General features: G+C 47.7%; 17 protein-coding genes. 4 read left to right on the top strand and 13 right to left on the bottom strand.

Going from position 1 to position 13,822, the window contains the following annotated elements; all coding sequences use genetic code 11:
• Positions 1-5 precede the first annotated feature (5 nt).
• The gene (locus MY523_RS18735) at positions 6-548 is read right to left on the bottom strand and encodes a hydrolase (RefSeq protein WP_250656200.1); all 543 of its coding nucleotides are present in this window, start codon (positions 546-548) and stop codon (positions 6-8) included.
• Between the two features lie 184 nt (positions 549-732).
• Between MY523_RS18735 and ylqF the strand changes: the two genes are divergently transcribed.
• Positions 733-1,647: a ribosome biogenesis GTPase YlqF gene (ylqF, locus tag MY523_RS18730; RefSeq protein ID WP_250656199.1), complete on the top strand. Its 915-nt coding sequence runs from the start codon at positions 733-735 to the stop codon at positions 1,645-1,647.
• A 71-nt stretch (positions 1,648-1,718) separates the two neighbouring features.
• On the opposite strand, the gene MY523_RS18725 is transcribed toward ylqF, so the two are convergent.
• Positions 1,719-2,687 carry a DUF808 domain-containing protein gene (locus MY523_RS18725; protein ID WP_250656198.1) on the bottom strand — a complete coding sequence of 323 codons (969 nt, stop codon included), beginning with the start codon at positions 2,685-2,687 and terminating at the stop codon, positions 1,719-1,721.
• Between the two features lie 107 nt (positions 2,688-2,794).
• Positions 2,795-3,226: a fibronectin type III domain-containing protein gene (locus MY523_RS18720; RefSeq protein ID WP_250656197.1), complete on the bottom strand. Its 432-nt coding sequence runs from the start codon at positions 3,224-3,226 to the stop codon at positions 2,795-2,797.
• 429 nt (positions 3,227-3,655) lie between these two features.
• Between MY523_RS18720 and MY523_RS18715 the strand changes: the two genes are divergently transcribed.
• The gene (locus tag MY523_RS18715) at positions 3,656-5,677 is read left to right on the top strand and encodes a neutral/alkaline non-lysosomal ceramidase N-terminal domain-containing protein (RefSeq protein ID WP_250656196.1); all 2,022 of its coding nucleotides are present in this window, start codon (positions 3,656-3,658) and stop codon (positions 5,675-5,677) included.
• 71 nt (positions 5,678-5,748) lie between these two features.
• Here MY523_RS18715 and MY523_RS18710 read toward each other — a convergent pair whose 3' ends face one another.
• Both MY523_RS18710 and MY523_RS18705 read right to left on the bottom strand, forming a co-directional pair.
• Positions 5,749-6,048, bottom strand: a complete 300-nt coding sequence (locus MY523_RS18710) for a type II toxin-antitoxin system RelE/ParE family toxin (protein ID WP_250656195.1) — start codon at positions 6,046-6,048, stop codon at positions 5,749-5,751.
• A complete protein-coding gene (locus MY523_RS18705; protein WP_250656194.1) occupies positions 6,045-6,305 on the bottom strand; it encodes a hypothetical protein in 261 nt (86 codons plus the stop codon). The genes MY523_RS18710 and MY523_RS18705 overlap by 4 nt, the downstream gene beginning before the upstream one ends.
• Before the next feature lie 90 nt (positions 6,306-6,395).
• Here MY523_RS18705 and MY523_RS18700 point away from each other — a divergent pair, with 90 nt between their 5' ends.
• The gene (locus tag MY523_RS18700) at positions 6,396-6,542 is read left to right on the top strand and encodes a hypothetical protein (protein ID WP_250656193.1); all 147 of its coding nucleotides are present in this window, start codon (positions 6,396-6,398) and stop codon (positions 6,540-6,542) included.
• Between the two features lie 186 nt (positions 6,543-6,728).
• On the opposite strand, the gene MY523_RS18695 is transcribed toward MY523_RS18700, so the two are convergent.
• Entirely contained in the window at positions 6,729-7,184 is a 456-nt protein-coding gene (locus MY523_RS18695) for a CopD family protein (protein WP_250656192.1), read from the bottom strand.
• A 24-nt stretch (positions 7,185-7,208) separates the two neighbouring features.
• Positions 7,209-7,685: an Lrp/AsnC family transcriptional regulator gene (locus tag MY523_RS18690; RefSeq protein ID WP_250656191.1), complete on the bottom strand. Its 477-nt coding sequence runs from the start codon at positions 7,683-7,685 to the stop codon at positions 7,209-7,211.
• A gap of 216 nt (positions 7,686-7,901) precedes the next feature.
• On the opposite strand from MY523_RS18690, the gene leuA reads away from it, so the two are divergent.
• Entirely contained in the window at positions 7,902-9,590 is a 1,689-nt protein-coding gene (gene leuA / locus MY523_RS18685) for a 2-isopropylmalate synthase (RefSeq protein WP_250656190.1), read from the top strand.
• Positions 9,591-9,622: 32 nt separating this feature from the next.
• On the opposite strand, the gene MY523_RS18680 is transcribed toward leuA, so the two are convergent.
• From MY523_RS18680 to MY523_RS18655, 6 genes are all read right to left on the bottom strand, one after another.
• Entirely contained in the window at positions 9,623-9,844 is a 222-nt protein-coding gene (locus MY523_RS18680) for a hypothetical protein (RefSeq protein ID WP_250656189.1), read from the bottom strand.
• Positions 9,845-9,932: 88 nt separating this feature from the next.
• A complete protein-coding gene (locus MY523_RS18675) occupies positions 9,933-10,610 on the bottom strand; it encodes a transglutaminase-like domain-containing protein (RefSeq protein ID WP_250656188.1) in 678 nt (225 codons plus the stop codon).
• A gap of 150 nt (positions 10,611-10,760) precedes the next feature.
• A complete protein-coding gene (locus MY523_RS18670) occupies positions 10,761-11,483 on the bottom strand; it encodes an alpha/beta hydrolase (protein ID WP_338021690.1) in 723 nt (240 codons plus the stop codon).
• A complete protein-coding gene (locus tag MY523_RS18665; protein ID WP_250656187.1) occupies positions 11,443-12,081 on the bottom strand; it encodes an outer membrane beta-barrel protein in 639 nt (212 codons plus the stop codon). The genes MY523_RS18670 and MY523_RS18665 overlap by 41 nt, the downstream gene beginning before the upstream one ends.
• Positions 12,082-12,134: 53 nt before the next feature.
• The gene (gene mqo, locus MY523_RS18660) at positions 12,135-13,616 is read right to left on the bottom strand and encodes a malate dehydrogenase (quinone) (RefSeq protein WP_250656186.1); all 1,482 of its coding nucleotides are present in this window, start codon (positions 13,614-13,616) and stop codon (positions 12,135-12,137) included.
• On the bottom strand, positions 13,617-13,802 hold the full coding sequence (locus MY523_RS18655; RefSeq protein WP_250656185.1) for a hypothetical protein: 186 nt from the start codon (positions 13,800-13,802) through the stop codon (positions 13,617-13,619).
• Positions 13,803-13,822: the final 20 nt, after the last annotated feature.

Below are 13,822 nucleotides of genomic sequence, written 5' to 3'. Positions count from 1 at the left end.
TCCGACTACTTAATGAGCTTGATCAAACCACGAAATGCTTCGCCTTCTGCTTTCTGTTGCAGTTCAAACAACACTGCTTCAACGCAACTTAACTTTGCGCCACGCTGCGTCATCATTTGCAGGCCGATCTGTTTATTTTCTTCTGATCGTGACGAGACCGCATCAGCCACGACGGTTACCTTGTAGTCATTTTCCAGCAGGTCTTGTGCAGTTTGATAGACGCAAACATGGGTTTCAATACCAGCCAGAATAACCTGGGTTCGCCCTTCCTTTTTCAGCCGTTCGCGAAATGCGGCTTCACCGTAACCGCTAAATGCGGATTTGGCGATCGGTTGCTCTGGCAACAGTTTTTCCGCCAGCGATTCAACCGTCGGGCCTAATTTATCGGGCAGTTGTTCCAGCCAGATAATGGGCATATCCAATAACTTTGCGCCTTCAATCAGCACCCCAAGCTGGCCAATCAGAGCGTCGCTATTTGACATAATTCTGGCTAACTTGCCTTGCACATCAACGATAACCAGTACAGATTTTTCTTTTGCTAATGCCACTATTCCACCTCCGCTATTGGTTTAGAATCTATCGGTAACGCTACGCCTTATCGCCTGATCCATCAAGCTGATATCTACAACATTGGGTTATCAGGCCAAAATGGCAGTTTCGAATAACCGTTACAACAGTTAAACTAGCGGCTTTACAACACCTCACTCGTTAGCACGCTATTCAAGGATACTCATGGCAATCAACTGGTTTCCCGGCCATATGCACAAGGCCCGTAAAGAGATTCGAGAGATCATGCCCCAAATTGATCTTATTATAGAAGTGCTGGATGCGCGCATTCCTTTCAGTAGTGAAAACCCTCTGGCCAACTCGCTTAGAGGCGACAAGCCCTGTATAAAAGTGCTCAACAAGAGTGACCTGGCAGACCCTGAACTCACCGAACAATGGGTCGCCTATCTAGAAAAATCAAAAGGCGTAAAGGCTATTCCCACCACCTCAGAGCAGCCAGGACAGATTAAAAACCTGCTCGACTTATGCCGCCAAATGCTGCCTGAAAAGGCTGATTCAGAACTGTTGATCAGAGCCTTGATCATGGGCATACCCAATGTGGGTAAATCGACCATTATTAACACCCTGGCAGGCCGGGTTATCGCAAAAGTGGGGAACGAACCCGCCGTCACCAAACGCCAGCAAAAAATCAACCTGCAAAACGGTATTGTGCTGTCAGATACCCCCGGGTTCCTATGGCCCAAACTGGAGCCTGAAAGCTGCGGTTATCGCCTGGCAGTCACCGGAGCCGTAAAAGACACCGCCATTGAGTACGAAGACGTTGCATCCTACGCCGCCGAGTTTCTGTTAAACGCCTACCCACAAGCCGTCAAGGAGCGCTATCAACTGGACACATTGCCCGCCAGTGACTTCGAGCTGATGGAAGCCATTGGCCGAAAACGAGGCTGCCTGGGTTCAGGCGGGAGAATAAATCTTCACAAAGTATCTGAAATCATACTCAATGAATTAAGAGACGGCACCCTTGGCCGCTTAACACTGGAAACACCGGAAATGGTGGAGAAGGAGCAAATTGCACTGGCGGCTGAGAAAGAAGCCAAAAAGGCAGCTAAAGAAGCGCGGAAGAATAAGCGTAAGGGTTAATAACAAAAGCCCTCATGCTAGAGGGCTCATTGCATTGCCTGTAGTCTCCAGGTGTAGTCGTTCAGGCTTGATCAGGCAGGCTCAGCCCCTTTAAATTTTGCATAGACACTACTACATGCTTTAACCCCCGCGAGAACAATCCCGCCTGCAATAATCCCCGCAATAGCATTCACTAAGGTTGGCATTATAACCGCGAGCGCACCGCCCAGAACCGGTAAAGCATGCACGGCTTCTGACGCTAGGTGTGGAAGCTCATGGCCTATTGGTAAGCCGTGCATCAATATGCCACCGCCGACCATAAACATTGCAGCCGTACCCACTACCGAGAGAGTTTTCATCAGATAAGGGGCAAAGCTCAAAAGCCCACGGCCGACGGCTCGCTTAATGGAGCCCCATACGTTGCTCGCCTCGTCTTTTACCAAGTAGAGCCCGGCATCATCCATTTTGACAATCCCTGCAACAATGCCATAAACACCAATTGTAATGGCAATGGCCAACACTGAAATAACCGCAACCTGCACACCAAATGTCGCTTGCTGGCTCTGTATTGCACCTAAAGAAATAACAATAATTTCAGCAGACAGAATGAAATCGGTGCGTATTGCTCCTTTAATTTTCTGTTTTTCCATCGCGACCAGATCGACTGTCGGATCACACACCGCTTTGAGCTTCTTGGCATGCTCCGCCTGATCTTCCTCTTTACTGTGTAGAAACTTGTGGGCCAGCTTCTCGAACCCTTCATAACAGAGGTACGCGCCACCAATCATTAACAGCACGGTGATCGCTGAAGGTAAAAGCGCACTGATCAACAACGCCGCTGGTACCAGTATCAACTTGTTTTTAAACGAACCTTTCGCGACCGCCCACACCACCGGTAGCTCTCGCTCAGCACGCACGCCTGAGACTTGTTCGGCATTGAGCGCCAGATCATCACCCAACACACCGGTAGTTTTCTTGGCGGCGATTTTGGACATAGCCGCTACATCATCCAATAACGTAGCAATATCATCAATTAAGGCTAACAGGCTTGAGGAAGCCATCTATTCACTCCTGAAATAGTTTCACAAAGGTATATCGCGTTTAATAATTTAATAAAACAATGAAAGGCGGGGTTTAAACAAAATGAAGGCGGTAATCCAATAATATTTTACAGAATTGATTTGGTTACCGTGTTAGAAAAGTTACTTTCCAACCCGTTACTATCAACCACTGTGACCGCAAACAGGTGAGTACCTGCTTTCAGCCCTGAAAGGTTCAGCTCGGTTTCATCACCGGGAACCTCAAGAACTTCCTCAACGGCACCATCGTCGGTTGTATGATAAATTTTGAAGGTTTCAATTTCATACAGTTCGAGGTCGCTGCCATCGGCACGCAGGTTTGGCAAGTTCCAAGATAATGTAGCAGAGCGCTCATCTTTTTTGAAAATTGGGTTCGCAATATTTCCATCGCTACCACCACACCCAATTAACGCTAATGAAGCAAAACCTAACATCAATGCCAGCATGGTATTACCAGAGCGGCACAGGCTATTAAACGCAGCTCGAACTTGACATTTAGATGCTATTTTCATTTCAATCAAAATATTATCCAGGTTTTTATTTTAGGGCCGAGTAACCATCACTTCATCAAGTTGCAATTAAATAGCAGATCTCTCATGTAAGTTATATTTTGTTTTCGAGGCATCTGGGCAGTTGTTCAAACACACATGCTTACTTAACATTGCCGGCGAAGAATACATCAATAAAAACCCGCTGAAAAAAGCACTACTCACGTCCCAGATAAACGTCATGCCATATCACCAGCTAAAACACTAATCGAACTTCGCATTTTGCCCATATTGTATATTATAGAATATAGGGTAGTGACTATATAGTAAGAAATGGAATATAGTGGCCAATATTTTGAGCCACTATCACATTTCTAAAGGTGACAAATTGTCATTTTTTGGCACAGATGTAACAATCCTGTTCTCCATGCGAGTATTTGTTTTACAGGATTAAAACCACTGATGTATCGTCTATCTCTATTTTTACTAGCCTGTTTATTGACTGCGTGCTCTGAGCACAGCACGCTGACCATCAAAAATATTGAAGCAGTAAAAAGTGCTCCCCCTTCACATTTTATGGCCAGTGCTGAAACCGTTGATATCACACCGCCCCCCGGTTACCTGCCCAGAGCGGGTTATGCGACCTGGTCGACCATTGGCGAGGGCTTTCGTACCCGGCTCTATGCCCGAGTCTACTATCTTCGTGATGTTGAGGGTGACAGCCACCTTATCGTTCAAACCGACTTGGCCACAGGCTCTCGAATACTTCACACCCGACTCGGAGAAGTGCTAGCAAAACAGACCGACATCAGCGCCCGCAACCTTACCGTGACCGCCACGCATTCGCACTCAGCCCCTGGGCAAATTGTAGGCAGCCAGTTCTATAACAAACATATATCGCACAAGTCAGGCTTTGCCAGTGGCTACTTTGATTTTCTGGTAAAGCAAATTAGTGAAGCAGCAATCAAGGCCTACCAACAACAAAGACCCGCCAAGATCGCTACGGGTAAAATTGATATCTGGGGCCAAACACGCAACCGCTCCATTCAGGCCCATGTGGAGAATAAAAACGTTGAAAACAAGAGCATTGCTGACAACCGAACCTTCCACCGAATCAATCCATCACTCTATATGGTGCGCATTGATGGGCTTTCCGAAAGCGGGCAGTATGAACCCATGGGCGCGTTTGCCAGCTTCTCTATTCATGGCACTGCACTACCTCAGGAGGAAACCTTATTCAATGCCGATGTCTGGGCCTATATCCACAAGGATTGGGAACAGTTTATTACTCAGACTTATCGGCCTTCAGAAGACATACATGTCTCTGCCTTTGAAGGCACCCATGGGGATGTAGCCCCAGCACAACGGTTTGGCATGGCAGGTTATATAGAAGCAAAGCGGATAGGTCAGGGGATCGGAAAAAAGGTCTCATTACTCTATCAACAGCTGGATAATAAACTGACCGACCAGGTTGATATCGCCACAGCGATTCGACACGTGAATATTCGGGAAGCCAACACCATCAACGGCTATGAAATATGCGGCGAAGCAGCAGCCGGTATGACATTAGCCGCTGCACCACTGGAGCATACTTCTCCGGTTATCGGCTATCTTCCCTTCTTCAAACAAGGTTCCCGCCGCTGGGGCGACGAGGAAGACAACTGTCAGGGGCGCAAGCGTATTTTAGGTTTCTCGATGCTACAACCGCTGTTGGAGCCCAAAGATAGCTTCCCTGATTATGTGCTGTTTCAGCTAGTCAAAATTAACGACCTGGTAATGGTTCCTATGCCGTTCGAGATCACCACAGAGTCTGGCAACCGCATGACCAGCTCGGTAAAACACGCCATTAACAGCTATGACGCTTCTGTTAAACATATTATGGTTACAAGCCTCGCCGGTGGTTACACCGGCTATGTCACCACCCCGGAAGAGTATGGGCGACAGTATTATGAGGGAGGACACACGCTCTATGGCAAACAGACACTACCCTATCTCACAGCACATGCCAGCAAACTGGCGAAGGATATGTTCAGCAAAACAACGGCTGTCACAGAGCTACCTGAGCAGTGGGAATACCACTTTGATATAGAAAGGTTTATACCGCAAGATGCACCGGCAGCAGGCCAGCGAGTGATTACCGAAAAGCCGGTTTACCACCATGCCTCTGTCAACGAAGAAGGTCAGTGGCGCTTTAGCTGGGTTGATGTAAACGCCTCAAAAATTGAACTGCACCAGCCACTGCTCAGCATTGAGTCACGCCTGAATAATGGCCAATGGGCACCACTAAAAGTCGATGGCGTTGCGGTCAACGACCAAGGTTACGATATGGCGGTCAGGCTAATCAAAAAAGACGCCGGCCATGGCATGGCCGAATACAGTGGTTATTGGTACAACCCGCTGTTTGATGGGGAACAGCGGCAATATCGGTTTGTTGTGCAACCAAGAGATCAGCAGGCGACTTTTTACTCGCCTGCGTTTAACTAATACTTCGCGCGAACAGGCAGCTGTTACGAAATACATAATGGTGCGCAAGCCCAGTAACTGGCTGCTAATGCCTAAAGTTTCTCAGGGTCGGAGGGTAGCAATTCTGCAAAACCGCGTATCGTCAATATCGCGATCATGCTCTCCTGTGTCTGGTAGATGATTCTATATTCACCTTCAAAAACCTCCCGAATGGTTGGGTTTTCATATTCCGGCACCATGCGGCCTCGGAAGGATTGTTCGGCTAAGCTATCGCCTCGCTCAATAAGACGTTCAATAAAATGTTTTGCATTACTTGGCTGGTCTTCGGCTATTTTTCGATAAACTTCCTGTAAGCGCCCTCGCGCTCGATATGTCCATACCACTCCTGTCATTTAGTCAGTCCCAAGTCCTTTCTTAGTTGATCGGTTGTGACGACTCGTCCCGCTTCCACATCGGCAAGCCCTGCCGCTATGTCATGATGAACTTGCAAGGTATATAAGATTTTTTCCCAACTCGTGTCATCAGGTAGCTGATCAATGAGCTGATGAACGGTTTCTTTAATATTCGCTGTTTGCATCATAATAACCTCTGTTTTCTTCTCCCTAAGCATATCAACTTTCCCTCTTGTTTTCTGCTTTCTTAAAGCCACTGCCCAGCACCTGAATATAAACCGGCAAGCAGCGAGCTATTGAGAGTTGCAATCAGGTAGTGTTAAGCCCACTGGGACTAGAGGTGGGCAATGTTAGAGATGATGGGTGACTATAGCATGGCCGAATACAGTGGCTACTGGTACAACCCGCTGTTTGATGGGGAGCAGCGGCAATATCGGTTTGTTGTGCAACCAAGAGATCAGCAGGCGACACTTTACTCGCCTGCGTTTAACTAATTGCTTCAACGGTCTATTATGGATTCCCGCCTGCGCGGGAATGACAAAGGAACCCGGGAATGACAAAGGAGCTAAGGAATGACAAATGAACCCGGGAGTGACAAAGGACCTTGAGAGTGGCAGTGGGCCATAGCGGGACCATCAATAAACAGTAGCTACGACCAACCACAAGGCAATATGTAGGTTCTACAGTAAATACCTACCAGCGCTCGCGACTACGACTGTCACTAACCCCAATACCAGATTGATGCCGACGATCTTTCTAATCTGGTTTAGGTTATTACCCGCAACAGCCCAGTCAGCCGCTTCAACAGCCGTCTTTAGTCGTTTGAATGGCGCAAAATAAAGATGCGCAAACAACAGAAACATAATATAGCCAATACCCAGCATAATATGCACATGCTTACCGATGCTGCCAAACCCGCCATACAGTGCAATCATGCCATGCCCTGTCACAATCAGTGTAATAACCGCCGCCCACACCCAAGTGAAGAACTTTACAAACACATGAGCCCAAAGCTGAAGCCGATGAGGGGGCTCAAATACCGTCGCAGCGACAGGGCGAAGGCAAACATAGGCGAAAAACATACCGCCAACCCAGATAACAGCGGCTAACAGGTGCAAAGGTAACGCAATTGACATATACAGCTCTCTTCTAAAGAATCGTTATTTTAAGTGAGTAAGGGGTATTTCTGTTCGATCAATAATTTTACGCAAAACAAAACTTGAATGAACCCCGCTTACCCCCGGTATACGAGTTAAGCGGCCCAACAGGAACTCCTGATAACCATCCATATCAGGCACCAATACTTCTATCAAATAGTCTGCGGCTTGCCCGGTAATAAGCGAGCAGGCCATGACCTCTGGATAGCCTTCAAGCGTTTGTTCAAAGTTCTCAAACCGGTCGGGCGTATGGCGATCCATACTGACTTGAATGATGGCCGTGAGTTTAAGGTCTAACGCTTCCGGGTTCAACAGTATTGCGGTTCGGTTGATAATCCCGTTTTCTTCTAGCTGCTTAACCCGGCGAGAGCAGGGGGAAGGCGAGAGCCCTACCTGTTCTGCCAACTCAAGGTTGCTAATGCTGCCATTTTTTTGCAGTGCTTCGAGGATTCGACGATCCAACCTGTCCAGACTTACCATTACCAGCCACCTTGCTGCTGTAAACGAAAACGAAAACGAAGAATATACAGTCAATATCTAACATTTGTTATATTCAAGCAATATAACACTAATTTAAAGTTAATTTGAAGATAATTATTGCCAAATTAGACTTATTAATAAGCATTTTTGCAATCATTCACTCTATCATTAGCCCTATAATTTATTCTCGATATCTTATTACAGGAGCTGCCTTTCATGTCAGGGTTCAATCATCAAAAGTACCGTCCTTTCGCCCCGATAAAGTTGGCCAACCGGACATGGCCCGACAACGTCATTACCCAAGCACCAGACTGGTGCAGTGTCGACCTGCGTGATGGCAATCAGGCGCTGATTGAACCCATGTTCGTAAGCCAAAAACAGATGCTTTTCGCCTTGCTGGTAAAAGTGGGTTTTAAGGAGATCGAAGTTGGCTTTCCAGCAGCATCGCAGCCGGACTTTGACTTTGTAAGGTGGTTGATTGAAGAGAACCAGGTGCCAGACGATGTCACGCTGCAAGTCTTGACCCAGGCGCGGCCCGAGCTGATCGAACGTACCTTTGAGTCTTTGAAAGGTGCCAAACGTGCCGTTGTGCATGTATATAACTCGACCTCTACCGTTCAGCGAGAACAGGTCTTTAAACTAGATAAACAAGGCATTATTGATATCGCCGTACGCGGTGCCCGTAAAGTCAAAGAGCTGGCAGAAAAACACCCGGAGACAGAGTGGGTCTATCAGTACTCGCCTGAGAGCTTTACCGGCACCGAGTTAGATTTTGCCGTGGAAGTAGTTGATGCTGTCACCGCAGTTTGGCAGCCAACTCCCGACAAACCAGCGATTATTAATCTGCCTGCAACTGTTGAAATGGCAACACCCAACGTTTTCGCCGACCAGATAGAGTGGTTTTGCAATCACGTCAGTAACCGCGATTCGATTATTATCAGCGTGCATACGCACAATGACAGAGGCTGTGGTGTCGCCGCCGCAGAGCTGGCCGTCATGGCCGGAGCACAACGAGTTGAAGGCACCATGCTGGGGAATGGAGAGCGCACCGGGAATATGGATATCGTTACCATGGCGATGAACCTGTACAGCCAGGGCATTGACCCCGAATTATATTTAGCCGACATGGATGAAATTGTGCGGGTAGTCAAAGCCTGCACCCAGCTACCGGTTCACCCCAGACACCCTTATGCCGGTGAGCTGGTTTATACTGCGTTTTCGGGTAGCCACCAGGATGCCATTAAGAAGTGCTTGGCACAGTACAATCAAAAACAACATGCCAGCCCCGAACAACCCTGGCAAGTCGCTTATTTGCCCATCGACCCAACAGACCTTGGCCGAAGTTACCAAGAGGTGATTCGGGTGAACTCTCAGTCGGGTAAAGGGGGGGTTGCATACGCGCTTGAACAGGTATATGGCGTACAGTTACCACGCTGGTTACAAATTGCCTTTAGTGGCGCCGTGCAGCAACAGGCGGAGTTAAATGGTGGAGAGGTTTCAGCTGAAGATATGTGGCAGTTGTTTAGCGATGCCTACATCGATCACCCGTCACCGTTTCGCTTAGGTGCATTTGACCTAAAACGAACCACCCATGACCAGGTGCATGCACAGCTCATTTCTGACGCTCAAGCCATTGAAGTGTCCGGTGAAGGCCATGGTGTTATGGATGCGTTCGCCCAGGCATTGCGCAGCCATTGCGGCGTACAAGTGAGTATTCAAGAGTATAGCGAGCACGCCTTACAAGAAGGGAGTGACGCCGATGCCGTGGCGTACCTGCAACTCAGCATTGAAGGTCAGCAATACGTTGGTGTTGCCATCCACGAAGATACCGTCGCCGCATCTCTGAACGCGATGTTAAGTGCGACCAATCAGTATATGGCAAAGCAACAACAAGCAGTCGCCTAATTGCAGAGCACACCCTGCCTTAACCGGTGGGGTTAGTGGTCTTGCGATGCCTGCCTGCGGTACATTCGTTCGATATGGAATAACACCAGCGCGACAATAATAAAAGGCAGCGTACTGAGTCCATAGCCTTCAGTACTGCGTTCTAAAATCAGATGAATAAAGAACATGCCAAGATCAAGACACAGCAGCGCAGTCAGCCCGCCAGAGATATAATCACCGAACTCTTCCAACCAACCAGAGGTTTGCTTTTCCATAAGGAGCCTCATTATTATAATTGAAGTGTAGGTTCCCTAAGTATATTCCGTTGTTCAGATTTTGCTCAGTTTTTTTTGCCAAAAAACACTATTTTAAAAGTTCAGATTCCATATTACCTGACACAGATCGAGGCTGGTTATCACTATCAAACAGGTGAGGGTAAGCTGACTGAATTCCTTCCAGGATAAAATCCATCGGTACGTCTGCAAACTCGCCATGCTCATTCACATATTCCATGTGCTGCGCACCATCGTCCGTATATTCCTGGAAGATCGAGTCGTTAACCCCGTCAAACGCCAGCGGCTCAACTTTCATCAGTCGGCACAACCGCGCGTTAAATGCAGGAGTCGCTTTAACCCATTGACCATTGAGGTAGAGCTCTATATAGCCATGCATTCTAAATATATCCGAGCGGAGCCATTCAATCAGACGAGGGCTGGATAGATGGTTCTTAACGTCCGCCAACCCCAGCCTGGCAGGAATCCCCTTGTAGCGGGCAGCCGCGCCGAGAAGCACGGCTTTCGGAATACAGTATGATTGCCGGGTTTCCAGAACGTGGCTAGCGCTAAGGGTTTTTGGATCGTCCGAAAACACATAAGGGTTGTAGCTAACATCATCCCGTGCAGCCAGGTATAGCGCTTTGGCAACTTCAACCGGGTCACCGGGCACGCCTTCCAACACTTGATCAGCCCACGCTTTAACCGCTGGTTTATCATAATCATAGAAGCGAGTCGCGACCAAATACTGATCAAAAGAACTATCCATACCTTCACTCCGGGCATACATTGTTTGAGACTGTTTATAGCATGCCGCTAAGCGAGCCATGCTTCAATGGTTAAAACACTCAAATGAATAGACTCAAAAAACCACAGTCAATAATAGTGCAGTGTCGATGGAGTTTGAGCAGCTTTGCTATTAGAGCAACCGCTGCTGCAACCACGCTGATATGTCTTCAATCTCTTCAAGGCAAACCTGATGCTCCATCGGATAAGTCTCATAGTCAGCCTGATATCCCAAAGCTAAAAGGTCTTCATAGCCTTTTCGGCCTAACGCTTCTGAAACAACCGGATCTAATGAACCATGGTAGACCTTGATAGGGATGTCCTTGTTAACCGGGTTTGGGGTAATCGTCTGTGCGGTTGCGAAGTACGTTGATAGGCCCAACAAACCACCCAGTTTTTCAGGATAAGTCAACGCAGCATGGTAGCCTACTGCTCCACCTTGCGAAAATCCGACAATGATAATTCGCTCACTGGCAATACCTCGCTCCTGCTCCCGCCGAATCAGTTTATGAACTTCATCGACAGACTGAAGCAGGTGTCCTTCGTCGATTTTTCGGTCAATGTCCATTTCCAAAATATCGTACCAGGCAGGCATGATAAATCCGCCATTCACGGTTACCGGAATCGAAGGCGCATGAGGCAGAATAAACCGTATCGCCGCCTGCTCAGGTAGATTTAGTTCAGGCACGATAGGTTCAAAGTCATGTCCGCTGGCACCTAAGCCGTGTAACCAGATAACAGAGGCATCCGCTTTCGTTTTAGGTTCTATTTCTATGGTAGATAAATACGACACAACACCGGCCTCTTGAGTGAATTTAAAACCGTACTCCGGCCTCAAAGCGTGTAATAGTAGCATCAGACTTATTGCTACCAGACCCCATATCCACCTTTTGGTAACCATAACTGCCTCTAACAAACACGTTTGAGGTAATATCCGCTCTCAGGCCCAGGGCGGCACTATATGACCATTCTGTTGTACTGTATGAGTTCGAATAGCAGTACCAGTAATAGTAACCACTACAGTAATACTCACCATTACTGACATTGGAGTCTACGTAAGTAAAACCACCCCCTAAAACAGCATAAGGGGTTATATTGCCCTCTAGCAGGTGAAAAGTGACATTAACGTTGTTGGTATAAAAATCACTTCGATGACTCAGGGTCTTCGCATTTCCATTTGAATCTAAATATTCCGCCTTGTATTTAGGGTTGTTATGGGAAAACTCCCAAGCAAAGTTCCAATGGTTATCCATGTTATAACCAAGCGTGAACCCCCACCCTGTATTCTCATCAAACGCTGACTTTGAACCATTTTTACTGGCAATCGTGTCTTCACCCTGATGCTTTGCCATCAACGTCCCTTCCCAGCTTCCCGCCCGATCTTTAACATAACGGGCATGGGCACTGACTGACATCAGCAATATCATTAAAGCAATGGCTACCTTGGAGTACATGGAGTTCTTCACCTGATTATTGTTGGTTTATACACGAACAGTTCCATCTTAGCTTACACCAGCTTAAGTGTCGCCAGTGTTCTTTGACGTGTTGTGTTGAGCAGTGCCTCATCGTCAACCAGAGACTCTCCATAAGACGGAATCATCTCCTTCATCTTGGTTTTCCAGCCAGCACCTTCAAGGCGGTCTTTAAAACAACGTTCAACCACATCAACCATCGCCTGAACGGCGGTCGACGCGCCCGGCGAAGCACCTAGCAGTGCTGCCAGTGAGCCATCTGCCGAGGCGACCAGCTCAGTGCCAAATTCCAGCTTGCCCTTGCCGTTCTCGTCTTTCTTGATAATCTGAACCCGCTGGCCTGCTTTCGCGAGTTTCCAATCCTCTTCTTTTGCTTCGGGGTAAAAATTCCGCAGCGCCTGAACACGCTCTTGGTGAGACTGGAAAGCTTCGCCAATTAAGTAGCGAGTCAAATCCATATTATTAGCACCAACAGACATCATCGGAGCCAGGTTATTGCCTTTCACCGAACCAAACAGGTCAAGCTTCGAACCCTTTTTCAAAAACTTGGTGGTGAAACCGGCAAATGGCCCGAACAACAAAGCCGGCTTACCATTGATAATCCTTGTATCAAGGTGAGGAACTGACATGGGAGGCGCGCCAATAGGTGCCTTTCCATACGCTTTAGAGCGATGTTGTTGAACAACCTCTGGCTTGGTACAAACCAGCCACTGGCCACTGACCGGAAAACCACCATAGCCTTTTCGCTCAGGAATTCCAGACTTCTGCAACAACGGCAGTGCGCCACCGCCAGCCCCCAGGAAGACAAAACCCGCATCAATCGTCTTAACAATTTTGGTATGCTTTTCTTTAATTCGAACCGACCATCGGCCATTTTCCTGCTGCTTAATCCGGGTTACCGGGTTGTTCATCAACAGTTCAAAGTTAGGGTTAGTCTTTAGGTTCTCCACCATATTCCGTGTTAACGAACCAAAATCCACATCCGAACCATAATCTACCCGCGTCGCGGCGACCGGTTGCATGGGGTCTCGCTGGCTCATTGCCAACGGCATCCACTCATTCAATACTCTTGGGTCTTCGCTATAAACCATATCTTTAAACAGATGATGAGCCTTCATTAACTCATAGCGCTTGCGAAGAAACTCAACGTCCTTTTCGCCCCAGACAAAACTCTGGTGGGGGACGGAGTTGATGAAATGAGTAGGAGCAGGGAGGATATTATTCTCAACCAGATACGACCAAAACTGGAGCGTCACCTCAAACGAAGCATTGATAGCCAGCGCACGCTCAATTTCAACATCACCACTTTCTGTCTGAGGTGTATAATTTAGCTCGCAATACCCTGCATGTCCTGTACCCGCATTGTTCCAGCCATGGGTGCTTTCATGAGCAACATGATCAAGCCGTTCCACCATCACTATTTTCAATGATGGGTCGAGTTGTGTAAGCATCATGCCTAATGTGGCGCTCATCACACCACCTCCGACCAACAATACATCTGCAGTTTTTACAGCCATTCACATTCCGCCTTTGCCATCTAATCGGTTGGACTCAAAAAGGGAAGGGATTTTAGCTAAATTTTGCTGTTGAGACCAGAAAATACCCTCATTACGGTTTTGCTGTGCCTTGATATAGTTAATACCTATTGATGTCACTGTGCGAGATTCATCTTGCCGGTAGCTCCTGAATAGTCTGTAGAGCATGGTTACAGCCCGAAATAATC

Source organism: Alkalimarinus coralli (genome assembly GCF_023650515.1).
Lineage (GTDB): Bacteria > Pseudomonadota > Gammaproteobacteria > Pseudomonadales > Oleiphilaceae > Alkalimarinus > Alkalimarinus coralli.
Note: the sequence above shows the minus strand (reverse complement) of the source record. Positions and strands in the feature narration are given on the sequence as shown.